Source organism: Thermodesulfobacteriota bacterium, assembly GCA_040756475.1.
Lineage (GTDB): Bacteria > Desulfobacterota > Deferrisomatia > Deferrisomatales > JACRMM01 > JBFLZB01.
This window is the reverse complement of sequence record JBFLZB010000082.1, coordinates 1-17172: the sequence shown is the minus strand read 5'-3', so window position 1 is coordinate 17172 and position 17172 is coordinate 1. Positions and strand designations below refer to the sequence as shown.

The window sequence follows — 17172 nt, the reverse complement described above, 5'->3', positions numbered from 1 at the left end:
GAGTTTGAGCCGAACCGGGAACTCCCCGAAGGGGACGGTGTCGGCCGCCTGCGGCGGCTGTTCCCGGTGTCGGCGGCCACAGGCCGCTGTTCCCGGTCGAGACCCGGTTGAGATCTTAACCGGGAACTGGGAACTGGGAACTGGGAACTGGGAACTGGGAACACCGCGATTGTCAAGCAGGTTTCGCGTGCGCGTCCTGAAACCAGTTTACGAGGGGCAGGTCGGCGAAGACCTCGAACTGCCGCACGTTGCGCGTGACGAGCACCAGTCCATGCACGGCCGCAATCGCTGCGATTTGGCCGTCCACGAAGGCGGGAGGCTGTCCGGTCTTCTCGAGCCGGGCTCGCTCCCGGGCATGCCACCTGGCGGCTGCCTCATCATAGGGCAGTACTGGTATCGGGACGCGAAGAACTCGCGCCACGTACTCCGAAAGCTGCTCGCGCCGTCTCCCGGGATCCATTCGTTCGATCCCGAAAACCATCTCGTGGATCACCGGAGCCGCGGTGCACGACTCGCTGTCGTGCAATGCCAGGTGGGCCATGACCCCCGCGTCGGGCATCCGGCGGGTCGGTTCGGACAGGACGTTGGTGTCCAACAGGTACCTCATTCCGGCCACTCGAAACCTCTGCCTGGCGCCCGGTCTCTCCAGGTCTCGACCTCCTCCCGGCTCACCTCCGGAAAGCCACCCTGGATCTCCCGCCGCCATGCCCCGATGGTCTCCATGAGCGAGACCCTAGGCGTTCTGTCTTGGAGGAGGCGCTCGTATTCCGCTCCCGAAAGGATGACGGCCACGGGGCGTCCGCGGCGGGTGAGTTGAACGGCACCCTCTTGCTCCACCTCGTGCACGATCTTAGGCAGGTGATTCTTGGCTTCGGCAATGGAGTATTCGATCACGATCGGCCTCCTGTCTATCCAGATGGGCATTCTAGGGTGGCGGAACGCTCTCGGCAAGCGCGGCGCCCACTGGTTCGGGAGGCCGAAGAGGACGTCGAGGATGCACTGCCTGACGGGTTTCGTGGAGGGTAGGAGCCGGCTCCCGTAGGCGATGCGGCCCGGCAGGGCCGCTCGGTGTCCTTCGGCGCGGACCGGGAGCCGGTGCGGCTGGCCCTGGAGAAGGAGAACATCGAAAGGTGAAAGGTGAAGGGTGAAGGGTGAAAGGAGGGGCCGGTGTCGGCCGCCTGCGGCGGCTGTTCCCGGTGTCGGCGGCCACAGGCCGCTGTTCCCGGTTGAGCCCCGGTTGAGATCTTAACCGGGAACCGGGAACTGGGAATGGGGAGCCCGGAAGGGCTAGCGAGTAAATTCTACCTGCAGCAAAATGACTCGCGTGTTTTTTCTCCTGCGGGTAGAATCGCAGCCAGAGGGCGCCGTGGACATCCAAACTCGCTACTTGAAACCGCAGATCGAGCGCGACCTGGACGCGAAGATGGTGTTCGTGGCCGGGCCTCGGCAGGTGGGCAAGACGACCCTGGCCCGGAGCGTGGAGGGCGCAGAGGCGGGGTACCTGAACTGGGACGTGGCCGAGCACCGGGAGCAAATCCTGCGTCGGAGGCTGCCTGCGAGCGACCTGTGGGTCTTTGATGAGATCCACAAGTACCGCCCCTGGCGAAACTACCTGAAGGGCTTGTACGACGGGCGCCGGCCGGGGCAGCGCATCCTGGTGACGGGTAGCGCGCGGCTCGATCTGTACCGCTTCGGCGGCGATTCGCTACAGGGGCGATATCACCTGTTGCGGCTCCACCCCCTCTCGGTGGCCGAGCTCGGGCTGGACACGGCGGCGGAGCTCGGCGACCTGCTGACCCTGGGCGGGTTTCCCGAACCCTATCTTTCGGGCTCGGAGACCGAGGCGCGGCGCTGGTCCCGGCAGTACCGGACCCTGCTGGTGCGCGAGGAGGTGGCGGGGTTGGAGCGGGTGGCCGACCTGGGGACCCTGGAGCTGCTGACGCTGGCGCTGCCCGACCGCGTGGGGTCCCCCTTGTCTCTGAACGCCCTGCGAGAGGATCTGCGGGTGAGCCACAAGACGGTGGCCCGCTGGGTCGAGATTCTGGAGCGGCTGTATGCTGTGTTTCGCTTGGCGCCATTCGGCGCCCCTCGGCTGCGGGCGGTGCGCAAAGAGCAGAAGCACTACCATCTGGACTGGTCCGTGGTGCCCGCGCCGGGGGCCCGATTCGAGAACCTGGTGGCCTGCCACCTGCTCAAATGGGTTCACTACGAACAGGACGTGGAGGGTCGGGACCTTGAGTTGCGCTACTTCCGGGACGTAGACCGCCGCGAGGTCGACTTCGTGGTGACCGAGGGGCACCGGCCGCTGCTGCTGGTGGAGTGCAAGTGGGACGACGCCGAAGTCGACCGGGGGCTCCGTTACCTGACGGCGCGGTTCCCCGACGCCCAGGCATGGCAGGTCTCGGCCATGGGCCGACAGGACTACGTGACCCCCGAGGGCATCCGGGTCGCCCCAGCCATGGCTCTGTTGCGGGGGCTTGTGTAGGGGGAAGGGGGAAGGGAACTGGGGAACTCCCCGAAGGGGCCGGTGTCGGCCGCCTGCGGCGGCTGTTCCCGGTGTCGGCGGCCACAGGCCGCTGTTCCCGGTTGAGGTCTCAACCCGGAACTGGGAACCGGGAACTGGGAACCCCCCGAAGGGGCCGGTGTCGGCGGCCACAGGCCGCTGTTCCCGGTTGAGGTCTCAACTGGGGTGACCGACGTGCGGACCGGGACCCGATGACGATCCTTGCTCGAAAGGGCCGCTTCGTGGGCGGCGCGGTGCTGCTGGCCCTCGCCTGGCTGGCCGTCGCTGCACCCGCGGCAGGCGCCGCGCCCGACCCCAGGATTTTCGTGACGCCGGAGGTGCTCGCCCGGGTGCGGGCGGCCCTGTCCGCTCCCGCGGCCGCCGCGGTCTCGGGGTCGGCCGCGCAGTCGTGGGAGGCCGTCCGGCGAAGGGCGGATCAGCTTGCCGCGGCGCCGCCCTACCGGTATCAGGTGGACATCCCGGGCCGGGAGGGCGGGCCTTCCAAGAGCTGGTCCTACACCCTCTCCGACGCACCGCCGCCCCGCCACGACGACTCCCCGCACTATCCCGTCTGGACAGCCATGTTCCAGGAGCGGGCCGACTCGATCACGACGCGGCTCCAGCACTTCCTCATCGCCTGGCGGATCTCGGGGGAGCTGCGCTACTTCGAGAAGGCCAGAGAGATCGTCTGGCACCTCGCCTCCTGGCCGGGGATCTGGACGGACCCGAGCTACGGCGGCGGCCGGCCCTCGCTGGACACCGGCCACGCGGCGGTGTGGGTGGGGGTGTTCTATGACTGGTGCCGAGACCCGTTGAGCGCTGCGGAGCGGGCACGGGTCAGGGCTGCCCTGGCCGAGAAGGCCCTCGCTCCCTTGAGCGCCCGGGTGGGTCAGCTCGACTCGTATCACAACTTTGCGGCGGTGGCGGCCACGGGTCTGGGCATCGGAGCCGTGGCGCTGCTGGGCGACGACCCCCGGGCGGAGGCGTGGCTCGATCAGGCGGTCGCCAAGGCGCGCGGCTACCTGGACGCCCAGGACCCGGACGGCGCACCCCTCGAAGGGGCGGTGTACGGCACGTACGCAACGGACAACCTGGCGGACCTCCTCTGGGCGCTGGATACCGCCGGGGTCCCCCACGACCTCTGGACCCATCCCTTCCTCCGCTCGTTGCCGCGGTACTGCGTGAGCCTGCTCGACCCGGGCACCGGAACGCAGCCGACCTTCGGCGACGGGAACCCCACGCCGGGGTTCGGCCGCATTCTCACGATGCTGGCCCTTCGGGGCGACACGGCGGCCGCCTGGTACGGCGATCGGATCGGGGCATTGGGCGAGCCCTCGCCCCGAAACCTCCTCGTGCTGGACCCGGCCCGCCTCCGGATCGCCCCGCCCCCGTTCCGCCCCTCGGGGGCCTTTCCTTCGGCGGGCTACGCGGTGCTGCGGGACGGCTACCGGGAGGACGGCCCCTTCCTGGCCTTCAAGGCCGGCCCTCGGGACCGGGTCGTGGGTCACAACCACTTCGATCACAACAGCTTTCAACTGAGCTACGGGGGGGAGTGGATTGCCTCGGATCCGGGCTCGCGGACGTACTTCGAGCCGGCGGAGCGGCGCTACTCCGTGGGCACCCTGGGCCACAACACCGCGGTCCTGGATCTGGACGCTCCCTACCTGAAGAGCCACGCCATCAGCACGCCGGGCCGCGACCAGGTGCACCTGGACCGGGCGAGGATCGCGGCCTTCTTCGGGGGGGAGGACTTCGACTACGTGCGGGGGGAGGCGGCGGAGAGCTACAACCCGGACGGGGTGCGGGTGCTCGAGCGGTTCACCCGGGAGATCGTCTTCGCCAAGCCCGGCGTGTTCTTCGTGCGCGACACCCTGGAGGCCCCGGAGCCCCGGGCCTACTCCCTGCTCTTCCACCTGCCCCAGGGCGGGACCTTCGAGCTCGGGGGCGGCGCGGCCCGCGCGGTGGGGCGGCGGAGCCTTCTCGAGATCCATCCGTTCTCTCCCGGGGGCGTCTCCCTCTCGGCCGCCAGCTACCCCGGGGCGGAGCGGCGCGGGCCCTACCTGGCGGCGACCACGGGCCGCGCCCGACGGGCCTGGGTCACGACGGTGCTGGTGCCGCGGCGGCACGCCCGCCTCCTTGCCAACCCTGGGTTCGAGGACGGCCTGGCCGGCTGGCAGATCCGCAATGCGCAGGGGCAGGGCCCCAACCACGTGCTCGATACCGCCGTCCGCCGCGGCGGGCGCGCGTCGGCCCGCATCGACGGGGCCGGCTACTACTACTCGAGCCGCTTCGCCCTGCCGGCGGGCACGCGGGTGACCGCCCGGTTCTGGGGCCGCAGCACCGCCCCTACGGGGGCGAGCAGCGTGTTCTTCTTCTGGAAGGGGGGGAAGGCGTTTGCCCGCACCCAGGGCCCCGGCCCGACGGCGCCCGAGTGGGCGCGCTACGAGGTGACGGCGACGGTGCCGGAAGGTACCGAGCAGATCAGCCTGGCCCTCCAGTTCTTCGGGCAGGGGCAGTGCTGGTTCGACGAGGTGGAGGTCCGCGCCGAACCCGGCCCGGCCTCCGTGGAGGCAGCCCGGGTGGTACCTCTCGGGGGGGCCGGCGGGCAGGGGGGTGCGGTGGCCGAGGTGGACGGCGTGACGTACCTGCTCCTCTGGGGAGAGGCCGGCGTGCAGCGAAGCGTCGAGGCAGCGGGCCGCCGCTTCGCCACCGATGCGGAGATCGCGGCGGTGACCTTGGGGGCGAACGGCGCCGCGGCCTTTCTCGTCCGGGGCACCCGCGTCGAGATGGACGGGGTTCCCGTGCCCCGCGCCCCGGGGGAGTGGGTCCTCTCCGAGACTCTTCCCCGTCCCCCGTAGTCGCGCGTCGCGCCCGCTTTCTGCCGGCCGACCTCCCACCTCGCGAGCCCGACCGGAGTCGTGGCCTGGCGTGAGAGGGCATGCTATTACCCATTTTCCAGAGAGTGGGTATTTTTTTTCCAATCAATGCCCACTGAAACCCCTGTAGCGCCTGCGAGGGACAAGCCGAAACGGCGCAAGGACGCGTGGGAGCGGGTTCGGAGCCCGCCGGCATGTTTTGTGCTTCTTCCTCTGGCCGACGGCAACGGACGTGCGCGGCGACCCGTTGGGTTCGCGGCCAAACAGGAGGTTTGACCCATGCCCCGATGGCTCACCCTTGGTATTGCCAGCCTGCTGCTGGCCACTGCCCATGTGGGCACCGTTCACTCCACCCCGATCACCGTCGCTCTCGGGTCTGGAATCTCGTTCCAGAACGAGGTGGGCAAGGTATTCACGGCAGAGGACGATGTGACGGAGCTCTTGCGCGAGCTGGACGGGGTGTGGGCTCCGCAGAGGGTGGGAACCGTGGACGCGGACTACTATGCCACGGGGAAGTCTGCAAGGTTTTTCGACGCGGTTTGGCTCCATTTCGATGTCTCTGGCATCGACCGTGAAGGGCTCCAGTCTGCAAGCCTCCGGTTCTATGCGCAGAAGGGAGATTACGTCGACACCTCCTGGAATCAATACGAGGTCTTGTTGGGGGTGAAGAATATGCAGGACGAGGATGCCGTGGCGGTGACGGAGCCCCTGGTCCCGACGACCTGTTCCTTTGCCACCGGACCCGTGCAGTCCTTGGGCGACGGACTGGCCCCCAATCAAACCGTAGGCTGGGTGGAGACCGGCATCGACCTCTCGTGGATGACCTCCGACTCCCTGGACCTCACGCTGCGGCTCTGGAACGTGAGGCTCGATGCCGTGGAGCTGAGGCTGGAGCCAAACGGGGTGCCTCCCGCCGCGGTCGTGCCGGAGCCGGGCACGCTGCTGCTCCTGGGGTCGGGGCTCATCGGCGCGGCGCGGTTCGTTCGGGCCCGGCCCGAAAGGCGGTAGGGGCCGGCGCAGCCACCCACGGCGACCACTCCACCCCATCGAAATCAAGGCGGGGGAGACCATCGACCCGGCCGTCTTCGCTGGGCTGCGCTACTACCTGCGGCTGGGGCTTCCCGTGGCCGAGACCGGAGTCCTGATCTGCGGCGGTCCGCAGGGATGGTGCCAGGGGCCGTTCGTCGTGCGGCCCTGGCACCGCTGCGTGTAGGGGGCCGGCCGCAGGCTCTCGGGGACGCGCGAGGTCATCTCCCTCCACGGCGCTCCCGCCCGACGCCCCGCCACCAGCACCTGCCGGGAGGCACCCACCTGCCAGGGGCCCGAGGGCGGCCGGCGCTCCGACCCCAGCCGTCCGCCAGCGGGCCCGTTGGCTCTATTGCAGCGTGTAACTCACCACCTTGGCCGCCTCCCGGTTGGCGGTGGAGCCCGCGGCGCGGCAGTCGGCCTGCACGTAGTAGGTGCCGGGAGCCTTACCCCCTGTGCTCCAGGTCCACTGGGCGCCGGCGGAGTAGTGCTGCACCACGGTCCAGACGGCCCCTTCCTTGAGCCAGAACCGGTACTCGTAGGTGCCGCCCTCGGGAAGCCCGGCCGCGGTAAAGGTGATCCCGGTGCCCACGGGCTGTGGGCTGGGGAGGCTCGGGGTGAGGGTCACGCCGGTGGCCGGGGTGGTGGGCGCCGCCAGGACATAGGCGACCACCTTGGCCGCCTGCCGGTTCACCGTCGAGCCCACGGCCCGGCAGTCGACCTGGACGTAGTAGGTGCCCTCGGCCTTTCCCGTGGTGCTCCAGGTCCACTGGGCGCTGGCGGAGTAGTGCTGCACCACGGTCCAGGTCGCTCCCTCCTTGAGCCAGAACCGATACTCGTAGGTGCCTCCGTCCGGGAGCCCGGCCGCGGTAAAGGTGATCCCGGTGCCCACGGGCTGTGGGCTGGGGAGGCTCGGGGTGAGGGTGACGCCGGTGGCCGGGGTCGTTGGCGCCGTGAGGGTGTAGGCGACCACCTTGGCCGCTTCCCGGTTCACGGTGGAGCCCACGGCGCGGCAGTCGACCTGGACGTAGTAGGTGCCCGGGGCCTTGCCTACGGTGCTCCAGGTCCACTGGGCGCTGGCGGAGTAGCTCTGCACGACGGCCCAGGTCGCTCCCTCCTTGAGCCAGAACCGGTACTCGTAGCTCCCGCCCTCGGGCAGTCCCGCGGCGGTGAAGAGGACGCTCGTGCCCACCGCCTGGGGGCTCGCCAGGCTCGGGGTGAGGGTGACGCCGGTGGCCGGGGTGGTCGGCGCCGTGAGGGTGTAGGCGACCACCTTGGCCGTCTCCCGGTTCGCCGTGGAGCCCACCCTGCGGGAGTCGACCTGCACGTAGTAGGTGCCCGCCGCCCCACCGGCGGTGCTCCAAGTCCATTGTGTGCTGGGCCCGTAATTCTGCACCACGGTCCAGGTCGCGCCCTCCTTGAGCCAGAACCGGTACTCGTAGGTTCCCCCCGCGGGTTGGGCACCCGCCGTAAACGTCACCGCCGTCCCGACAGCCTGGGGGCTCGGCAGCGACGGCGTCAGGCCCACGGCCTTGGCCGGCGGGCAGTAGTCCAGCCCCCCATACATCAAGCAGGCGGCGGACATGGAAGCGTCCGTATCGTCCGGATCCACGTTGGCAGCGAGGTCGTCGCCGTCCTCATTGGGGACCGAGCTGTAATCGAAGCCGGGCCCCTCCCAGCCCACGAACACCGCCATGGACCGCTCGCTTACCAGGCTCCAGTTGGACGTATTGCGCACCTGGAGCCGAAGCATCAGCGGCTCGTCGGGGAGGGACGTGGGAGAGAAACTCCAGACGGGCCTGTTGAGCAAGCCGGAGTTGTACACTTCGTCAACACTGCCGTCGCCGGTCTGATCGGTCAGCCGGAGAAAGCTCGCCATGTACCACACGGGCCGCCCTGCCTGCACTGGAGCCCAGGTAAGACGCAGGTTGTCGTTGGATTCGACGCTCACATTGAAGGTCCGATAATCCGGGACCGGCACGGGGGAGGGCTCGGGCTGGTAATCATAGAGGACCCGCTGTCCATTCGCGTCCTGCAGGACAAACGTGAACAGCCCGGCGGCCGGGGGAATGCTGTCCAGTCGGCAATGGTAGCCCATGCCGCTGACGGTGTCCTCGAGGTACCGACACAGCGGATCTGCCTCGATATCCGCAAGGGAGAGGTGGAACCCCCCGGGTCCGCTCACCCAGAGATTCTCGATGGGCGAGGTGGCAAAGTTGTCGACGAGGTCGAACCAGAGGTCCGTGAAATACCTTCCGTCGGGATTCACGCGATGGCGAACCTGCGAACCCGCCAGATCTCGGACCCCCGTGTAGGGTTGGATTGCCAGGGGCACAAACGGCCCATGGCGTCGATTTCTCACGGTCTGGTAGTTCTCCGAGTCGTGGACTTCCACCCGCCACTCCAGCCCGGAGCGGCCCTGGAGCAAGGCGGGGTCCAGGTCCACGAGCGCCTGGCTCCGCCGGGTTGTGATCGACAGCCAGCCGGAGTCGTCTTTCAGCATCACGCGATAGTAGAGGGTATCGGCCCGGTCCACCCCGGTCCAACTGAGGCGGATCGCCCCCCAGGGGGTCTCCTCCGCCTGCCAGGTTGCCGCATCTAAGGCCGGGTAGATCACCGCCTCGGTCAGCTGGGCGTACGCGAACTGCTCCACCGGCCCCGCCCCCACCGTCTCCGACACGATGCGAAACGTGTACAAGCCCGGAATGCAGGACCCCTGGACCATCCGGAGGAACTCGTTGAATTGGGGGTCGTAATCTGTTGGGAGGTCGAAGGTCGTGGAAAAGCCTGCAGGACCGGTTACTTCGATCAGGGACACGGTTGGCGCGTTGTGCACCATGAGAGAGAACCCGGTCCCTACCTCCCCGTCAAAGGAAACTCGGTGGTTGACGGCGGCGGACTGCACCAGCTGCAGACGCGGGTCGTAGTGGCCCGGATCCGGGGTGAAGTCGATCCAAGGGCTGTGGGAACGGTTGAAGAGCTGCTCGAAAGTGGGACTGTCGAACACCTCGATGCGCACCCGATAGGCGGCTCCATCTGTGAGGAGTCCGGCCGGCACATCCTCGGTCGTCGCCTGTCGGCGGCTGCCGGTGTAGACGGGCACGTCGGCGTCATCGACGATCCGCAGCCGGTACCAGTAGGTGCGCGCTTCCGGCGCCAGGGTCCAGTGGACTCGATACCCACCATCTGCCATCCGCCGGAGTTGCAGCGTTGCCGGATCGAGGACAGGAAGGGCCCGACTTCCCTCGTGGAGGTCGACCTGGGTGACCGAACTGGCGTCGGCACCCGTGACCGTGAAGGTGTAATGACCCTCCTCCAGCAAGGGGAACCATTGGAACGCCGAGAGGGTTCCGCCCAGCCAGGGGCTGATATCCTCGTCGGTAAACGTGTAGTGGAAGCCGCCGGGCCCGCTCACGGCCACGGTCCGGCCGTCGAGGCCGTTCCCGGTATCCGGCAGCCCGACGTCGAGACCGTCCATCTCGCTGCCGTCCCACAGGGTGTAATGGGTCACTCCGGCCCAACTGAACGAGACACCCTCTTGCGCGCCGCTCGGGGAAACAATCCCAAGAACCAGAAGAACGGCAAGAGTCCAACCCCAGAAGCCGCGCCTTCTCATGACATCCTCCTTTCGCTCCACACCACACCCAACCCCCGATCAGACCCCTATCTGAACGGGCCCGTGGGTGAATCTGCACCCGACACTGCGGGAACACCGGAATGGGATCCGGATGGCGATGACCGGGCCGGGAACCGCCAACGGGTCAAAGGAGGGTACAGCGGCGGCGGACACAAAAAGGTCACACGGCGAGAAATCGAACCCTGGAGCGCCTCTGCAACGAGCCGCCGCAGCTCAGAGCTGCGGTTCCCGTTTCTGGCCGAGCTGTGCTGCGCACGCCGCCAACCGGCGTTGGACGTCGTTCGAGGCCTCGACCTCCAGGGCCTTGCGGTAGAGCGCGGCCGCCGACTCCGTGCGGCCGCAGCGCTCGAGGACTTGCCCCGAGCTTTTCACCGCGTGCAGGAAGCGGCTGCGCAGGCCCTCCCGGCGGTGAAAGCTCCAGGGCTGATCGGCGTCCTCGGCGAGAAAGGAACCGCGGTACAAGCCCATCACCTTGATGATGCGGTGCTCCCGGTCGGAGCTTGCCTGAGAAGCCTCCCGGGACGATTTCTCGGCCAGGTCGAGAACGCGCTCGAGTGCCCACACGTCGACCCAGACATGGTGATCGTCGAGAGTCAGGCGGCCACCTCGGAGACGGAGCGCCTCGGGCACGCCGAGGAGCTTTCGGAGGCGGTAGAGGGTCGTCGCGAAAGAACGGTGGGCAAGATCGCCGTCGGCGTCCGGCCAGAGCGCGTCGAGGAGCTGCCACTCCTGCACGTCGCGGCCGCCCAGGGCAATGAGTGCCTTGAGCAGATACAGCGTCTTGCGGCGCCAGTCGGGAGCGGAGCGCAGCGAACGGCCGTCCACCACGACGTCGAAGCGTCCCAGCGTGAAGATCCGCACGCCCCACGGCCACTCCTCCAGGTGGAGGGGAGGCGTGCGGGGGACGAGATGGCGGCGCCGGACGAACTCCTGTACGTATTCGACCTCGATGCCCGCCTCGAGCGCTTTGACACAGAGGTCCGTGACTCGATCGGGCTGCCACCACGCAAGGACGAACCAAGAGTTCTCCCGACCGAGGCGCAGCGTTTCCCGAAGACGATCTCTGCCCAGCGCCGGCTCTCCCCTGCGGAAGGCGAGATGCGCTCGGTAGAAACCGCAGACGAATTCGAGGTAGGGAGTCTTGGCCGCACGGGCGAGCTCGTGGGCGGCTTCGAGACGCCGCGTCGCCTCCTCGTGCTCTCCCCTCTCCGTGAGCAGATGTCCCACGGCGGTCGAGCACAGACACAACGAGAACGGGAAACCGCTGCGATCGGCGAGCTCCAGAGCGCTGGCGGCCAACTCCATTGCAGTGCTGAAGTTTCCTCTTGCCCCGTCGTCGAGGGCGCGCAGGTACTGGTAGCGCGCGACGTCGTTGAGGCGATGGGAAGGGATCTCCCGGGCCATTCGGTCCAACAACTCTGTCGCGGTCCGATGGTCTCCTCGAGTCACGGCGTCCCAGGTTCCCACTGCGCAGAAGGTGGAGTTGAACACGGGGATTCCGGCGGTCGCTGCGCGTTCCAGCCCCTGCCTGACCATGTCGATCGCGGGGCCGGGAGATCCTGCCAGCCAGTGATACGCGACCTCGTGGGCCAGCCACTCGAGCACCAGGAAGGGGGGCGTGGTGTCGAGCTTCACCAAGGGGCGGAGCAGAGCGACGAGACGTGCCGCTTTGGAGAATTCCCCGGAGTAAGTGTAGTGGAGCAGCAGCCGGGCGCCGGCTGCGACCCGGCGGGCGGGCGCCCCGCCCTCTTGCACCAACTCTTCCACCCGCTCCGTCCAGTGCGGCAACTGCGGGTGATGTCGCTGCCGGAACATCAGGGCGGAGAAGATCGCCAAAGCCAGGTCGGCATCCAGTTGGCGGGGCAGCGTGTGGGCAGAACCCGGAAGGATGGCAAGGATCTCCTCGATCCAGGGGTCCAGGGACTGGAAATCGTGGAACTCGGCCACGTAGGTGGTGACGAGGTGAATCCAGGCGCGGGCGTAGCCCTGGAGCTCGCCCTCCGCCCTGAAGCGAGCGAGCGCTCGGGTGAGGTGGCGCCGGCTCGCTACCATGTCGTACGGCACCTGGGCGACGCCCTCCCAGTAGGAAAGCCAGGGGTCGTCGTGGACGATCTCGGCCGGGAGATCGTGCAGCCACTTGGTCAGCACGAGGTGACGGGCCTGTTCCACCAGTTTCGGGGCCTGGTGCAGGATCACCCGGGCGAGGTCCGACCACGCGCTGGCCTGAACCAATAGCGGCACCGCATCTTCCTCACGGCCGCCTTCGTGCAGCAGCGCTGCCGCCTGGCGCTGCAGGGCCGTCAACGCGGCCGCGGAGAACGTCTGCATCGACCGCCGCAGGAGGAACTCGCGAAACAGGAAGTGGTACTGGTACACGGGTTGGTCAAGGAGGCGCTCTTCGGTGAAGTGGTTGTTCCGGTGCAGGGCCGACAGGATTTGCTCCGCGGAGGGATTTCCGGTGAGCTGCTGCGCCCACGCCGCCGTCAGGTCTGGCAGCCACGCGGTCTTCAGCAGGAACTCTCGGATCGTTTCGTCGAGGCGATCGAGGATCTCGCTCGCGAAGTAGTCGAACACCTGCTCCTGACCGGAGAACGCGTGCCGCCGGACGAGGAATCCGTGACGCCGTGCGTCTTCCAGGATGAGCAGCAGCCCGGCCGTCCAGCCGTCCACGATCTCGTGGAGGTGGTCGATGTCGCGGTCCGACGCGCCCGAAAGTCCATGGCTTGCGGCGATCTGCCCGACCTCCTCGCGCGTCAGGCGCAGCTCCTCCCACCCGAGCACGTCCATTTGGCGCTGGGCACGCAAGGCCGCATAGGCAGGGGGCGGGTCGCTTCGGCTCAACAGCACCAGCCGGGCTCCCACGGGGAGGCGGGTGAGCGCCTCGAGCAGGGCGGCGTGCATGGGCGCGCCGGGGGAAACCTTGTGTAGTTTGTCGAGGACCAGGAGGAAGGCGGCGGGGAGGCGCTCGAAGAGGCACGCAAAGAACTGGCGGCTGAACTCGGCGACGCCGAAAGCGTTCTGCTGGGAAAAGGACGGCAGGGGCGGGGAGGTCGCGGGCGCCGCTCGTTCTCCCGCGAGGCGCCCATAGTGGAAGAAGGTGGCGAGGTCTTCGTCACCCCCGTCCACCTGGTACCAGAAAACCGGCCGCCTCCTGTCCTCGAGGTAGGAACTGACGAGAGTGGTCTTTCCGGAGCCCGCGGGCCCGGAGATCCAGAGGACCGCCGGGTCAGGTCCGCCGTCCAGGCGCTCGAAGAGACGGCGCCGCGGCAGCCGGCCGGTAGCCGTCGGGGGAGTGGTCTTTGCCAATCCCACGGACACGAATCCCATCGCACAACACCCCCGGATGTCGCAACTGCCCAGCCGCATGGGGCTCGGCAAGAGCCGCCCGCGCGGACATGCTACTGCAACCTCCCGACAAGGGAAGAGGAGGCGACGCTCGCCCGGCTCAGCGAGACCCTACTGGCGTCCGTCCTGGACTGGGCCGGGGCTGCGCGTCAATGGGGTCGGCGCGACATGGTGTCGAACCATTCTCCGTGGAGTGCAGATTGCTGTAGAGGGCCAGCGTCAGCGGGAAGTCGCGGGTCGCCCAAAATCGGCGTTTCGTGAATTGTGAAGGCCTTGTTACGGCCTGGCTCTCGGGCCTTCGATCGGGGACGGCGGGGCGGAAGGGGGTGCGGGGCGGAGCGCTTCCTCCAGGGCGGCCAGGAGGTCGGCCATGCGGTAGGGCTTGCGGACGCGGGCACGGAAGCCGTAGCGCTCGTGCTCGGCCATGGCGGGGTCGTTGGAGTAGCCGCTCGAGACGACCGCCCGCACGTCCGGATCCAGCTCCCGCAGGCGTTCGAGGGTCTCGAGTCCGCCCATCTTGCCGGGCACGGTAAGGTCGAGCACCACGGCCGCGAAGGGGTCTGCGGTGTCCCGGGCGCGGGCGTAGGCCGCCACGGCCTCTTCCCCCGATGGGGCTGTCTCCACAGCGAATCCCTCCTGCTGCAGGATGGCTGCGGCCACATCGCGGATCATGGCTTCGTCGTCCATCACGAGCACCCGGCGGTGGGGGGGCGGCGGGGGCGCAGGGGCATGCACCGGTTCCGGCTCGGCTCCCTCGCCGGCGGGCGCCGAGGTGCCGGCGGCGGGAAGGTAGACGCGAAAGGTCGCCCCGGCGCCGGGTTCGGACGCGACCGTCAGGTGCCCGCCGTGGCGGCGCACCACCGAGTAGGCCGTGGCGAGGCCCAGGCCGGTGCCCCCCGGCTTGGTGGTGAAGTAGGGGTCGAAGATCCGCTCCAGATCCGCCGGCGGGATCCCGCAGCCTTCGTCTCGAACGCCGATGCAGACGTAGCGGCCGGCGGCCCCGGGCAGGTCGCCGCCGCCGGCTTCCACGTTTTCACCCGAGACGGTGACCGTGCCGCCCTCGCCCATGGCCTGGGCGGCGTTGATCACCAGGTTGCTGACGACCTGGCCGATCTGGCCCGCGTCCACCGGCGCGGGCCACAGGTCGTCGGGAAGCGCAAACTCGCAGCGCGCGCTGGCCCCGCTCAGGGCAAAGGCCGCGGCCTCGCGCACGAGCTCCCCCAGGCGGGCCGCCTTGCGCACCGGGGCGCCGCCCTTGGAAAAGGTCAGGAGTTGCTGGGTGAGGGCCTGGGCCCGAAGGGACGCCTTCTCCACCTCTTGGAGGCGCGTGCGCACCGGCTCGGCGTCGTGCAGGCCGGCCTGGGCGAGCGACACGTTGGCCAGGATGCCCGTGAGCAGGTTGTTGAAGTCGTGGGCGATGCCGCCCGCCAAGAGGCCCACCGACTCGAGCTTCTGGGCGCGCAGGAGCTCCTCCTCGGCCTTCCGGCGGCCCACGTGCTGCCACAGGCCGTGGAGGAGCAGCCCCAGGTGGTGCGCGTCCGCCTCCCGGTAGTCTCCCCCCTTGCCGGCCATGACGGCGAGCCCTGCCAGCCGGTCCTGGTCCAGGAGGGGTACGCACAGCAGCGGCTGCGGCCCGGTGCGGAACGTGGGGGCCCGGGACCGCACCGCGGCGGACCAGGGGGCGTCGTCTCGGGTCGGCTCCTCCCGACAGGGGTCCGGGAGCAGGGCGGCGCCCCGGGCCGGGGCGCGGTGGGCGCAGGGGGTGAAGCGCCGGGCGCCGTTCTCCACCAGGGCCACGAAGCCGGCGGTGCTGCCCGTGAGCTCCAGGGCCCGGTCCAGCGCGAACTCGGCGATGCAGCGAGGGGGTGCGCTGGCCATGCGGCTCAAGTCCAGCAGGGCCCGCAGGCGGCTCTCGTCGAGCCGGAGGGCTTCTTCGGTGCGGCGGCGCTCGGCGATCTCGGCCTCGAGCTCCACGTTGGCCTCCTGGAGACGCTCGTACTGGTCTCGCAGGGCCGCGCTCATGGCGTTGAAGTGGTCGGCGAGCTCGGCAAACTCGGGGGTGCCCTCCGCCGAGACGGTGTGTCCGACCTCGCCCGAGGCCAGCACCCGCGTGGCTTCCACCAGCCGCCGCACCGGTCGGGTGACGGACCGGGTGAGGTGCAGGGCGGCCAGGAGCCCCAGGAGCAGCACGGCCACCCCGGTGGCGGCGATGACGGGTTTGACCCGGTGGATGCGCTCGGTGGCGGCCAGGGTCGTCTGGTCGAGGCGGCGGCTGGCCTCCCGCGCCATCTCTTCGCCCACCGCGAGGATCTGGTCCCCGATGCCTGCCGCGGCGAGCTGGAGGTTGTGCATGCGCTCCCGGTTGGCCCGGGCGGTGATGAAGTAGCTCAGGGCCTCCTGGTAGTGCTCGATCAGGCCTTCCATCGCATCGAGCCGGCGCAGGGTCTCGGCCTCGTGATGGCACGATCGGCACTGGGAAGCCGTTTGCTCCAGGCGCAGGACGTTGGCTACCATCGCGTCCAGGTCGCGGGCGCGGGGGGTGTGGAGGGCGTGAAGGTCGGCCTGCACGCCCTGGACCTCGATGATCAGGGAGCTGCGCAGGCTCTCGACCTTGTGCATCCCCAGGAGCTCTTCCAGCTCCGCGGTGGCCCGGGTGACATAGACGGCCGCCGGGAGGCCCCCCAGGGCGGCGGCCGCCAGGAGGGCGAGGAAGGAGAGCAGGATCTTGCGGCCCATGGGGGGGTCAGTCGTTGAGGTACTGGTAGGTGTCGAGGTCGATGCCGGCCACCTCGGCCAGCTCGAACACCGGCCGGTAGTCGGCCTCGGTGGTCTCCACGAACTCCCGGGCCCCGAAGGCTTTCAGCACGGCCCGGCCCTTGGGGTCGGACGCCATGGCGAGAAGGGCCGCCTTGAGCGCACCCTTCACTTCGGCGGGAAGTTCGCGGCGAAGCCCCAGGGCGTTGGAGGGGAAGTCGGAGGAGACCGCCAGGACGGCGAGCTCCCGGGCCACCCGGGGCTCCCGGGCAGCCATGGCGTCGTAGACCGTGTTCTTGGCGCACCCGGCGTCGGCGCGGCGGTCCAGGACGGCGGCGATGGCGGCGTCGTGGCTCCCGGCGAAGAAGGCCTCGCCGAAGTGCCGCTCCGGGTCCGCCACGCCGTGCTTCCGGAGGTAGGCCACGGGAAACAGGTACCCGGCCGAGGTGGCCCGGTCCACGAAGGCCATGGTGCGCCCCTTCAGGTCGGCCGCCGAGGCCAGGCCGCCGTCGCGGCGCACGAACAGGTACCCCCGGTAGGACGAGGAGCCGTCGGCGTCCACGGGGCGGGCCAGGGGCTCCATGCCGGCCCTGCGGATGGCGAGGGCGCCGGTGAAGCTGCCCCAGAACGCGCCGTCCATTGCCTCGTCGGCGAGGCTCTCGAGGATGTTCCCATACCGGGGGAGGATCCGGAACCGGATGGCGACGCCGGTCCTGCGCTCCAGGTACTGCCCGAGCGGCTCGTAGCGCTGGAGCTGCTTGAAGACGTTCTGTTCGGGCAGCAGGCCGATGTGGAGCTCTCGGGCGCCCACTGCGGCCGCCGCCGCGAGCACCCAGCACACTGCCAGCACGTACTTCATGGAACCGCTCCGGGGCATGGGAAGACGGGGCTCGCAGCCCTACCGGCCGCAAACCCCTCGCTTGCAGCCGTATCGGGAGAAACCGGGGGAAGCTTGAGGGAACGCACTCCCCGAAGGGGCCGGTGTGGGCCGCCTGCGGCGGCTGTTCCCGGTGTCGGCGGCCACAGGCCGC

General features: G+C 69.2%; 9 protein-coding genes. 3 read left to right on the top strand and 6 right to left on the bottom strand.

Annotated elements, in window-relative coordinates:
- Positions 1-172 precede the first annotated feature (172 nt).
- Both AB1578_12925 and AB1578_12920 read right to left on the bottom strand, forming a co-directional pair.
- Entirely contained in the window at positions 173-607 is a 435-nt protein-coding gene (locus AB1578_12925) for a type II toxin-antitoxin system VapC family toxin (protein MEW6488801.1), read from the bottom strand.
- Positions 604-894, bottom strand: coding sequence for a type II toxin-antitoxin system Phd/YefM family antitoxin (locus tag AB1578_12920; protein ID MEW6488800.1), 291 nt, complete (start codon positions 892-894; stop codon positions 604-606). Before AB1578_12920 ends, AB1578_12925 begins: the two co-directional genes overlap by 4 nt.
- A 472-nt stretch (positions 895-1366) precedes the next feature.
- On the opposite strand from AB1578_12920, the gene AB1578_12915 reads away from it, so the two are divergent.
- The 3 genes from AB1578_12915 (at position 1367) to AB1578_12905 (ending at position 6387) form a co-directional block, all read left to right on the top strand.
- Entirely contained in the window at positions 1367-2485 is a 1119-nt protein-coding gene (locus AB1578_12915) for an ATP-binding protein (GenBank protein MEW6488799.1), read from the top strand.
- Between the two features lie 230 nt (positions 2486-2715).
- On the top strand, positions 2716-5361 hold the full coding sequence (locus tag AB1578_12910; protein MEW6488798.1) for a heparinase II/III family protein: 2646 nt from the start codon (positions 2716-2718) through the stop codon (positions 5359-5361).
- Positions 5362-5658: 297 nt separating this feature from the next.
- Positions 5659-6387, top strand: a complete 729-nt coding sequence (locus tag AB1578_12905; protein ID MEW6488797.1) for a PEP-CTERM sorting domain-containing protein — start codon at positions 5659-5661, stop codon at positions 6385-6387.
- Between the two features lie 367 nt (positions 6388-6754).
- Here the strand turns inward: AB1578_12905 and AB1578_12900 are convergent, their stop codons facing one another.
- The 4 genes from AB1578_12900 to AB1578_12885 form a co-directional block, all read right to left on the bottom strand.
- Entirely contained in the window at positions 6755-10021 is a 3267-nt protein-coding gene (locus tag AB1578_12900; protein ID MEW6488796.1) for a hypothetical protein, read from the bottom strand.
- 234 nt (positions 10022-10255) lie between these two features.
- Positions 10256-12943, bottom strand: coding sequence for a hypothetical protein (locus tag AB1578_12895; GenBank protein MEW6488795.1), 2688 nt, complete (start codon positions 12941-12943; stop codon positions 10256-10258).
- A 720-nt stretch (positions 12944-13663) separates the two neighbouring features.
- Complete coding sequence (locus AB1578_12890) at positions 13664-16123, bottom strand: ATP-binding protein (protein MEW6488794.1); 2460 nt, start codon at positions 16121-16123, stop codon at positions 13664-13666.
- A gap of 7 nt (positions 16124-16130) precedes the next feature.
- Positions 16131-17000, bottom strand: a complete 870-nt coding sequence (locus AB1578_12885) for a phosphate/phosphite/phosphonate ABC transporter substrate-binding protein (GenBank protein MEW6488793.1) — start codon at positions 16998-17000, stop codon at positions 16131-16133.
- Positions 17001-17172: the final 172 nt, after the last annotated feature.

Bases quoted from the DNA above. Each gene is read 5' to 3' on its own strand.
- AB1578_12925 (MEW6488801.1), bottom strand. From the start codon at position 607: ATGAGGTACCTGTTGGACACCAACGTCCTGTCCGAACCGACCCGCCGG.
- AB1578_12910 (MEW6488798.1), top strand. From the start codon at position 2,716: ATGACGATCCTTGCTCGAAAGGGCCGCTTCGTGGGCGGCGCGGTGCTG.
- AB1578_12905 (MEW6488797.1), top strand. From the start codon at position 5,659: ATGCCCCGATGGCTCACCCTTGGTATTGCCAGCCTGCTGCTGGCCACT.
- AB1578_12900 (MEW6488796.1), bottom strand. From the start codon at position 10,021: ATGAGAAGGCGCGGCTTCTGGGGTTGGACTCTTGCCGTTCTTCTGGTT.
- AB1578_12895 (MEW6488795.1), bottom strand. From the start codon at position 12,943: ATGCACGCCGCCCTGCTCGAGGCGCTCACCCGCCTCCCCGTGGGAGCC.
- AB1578_12890 (MEW6488794.1), bottom strand. From the start codon at position 16,123: ATGGGCCGCAAGATCCTGCTCTCCTTCCTCGCCCTCCTGGCGGCCGCC.
- AB1578_12885 (MEW6488793.1), bottom strand. From the start codon at position 17,000: ATGAAGTACGTGCTGGCAGTGTGCTGGGTGCTCGCGGCGGCGGCCGCA.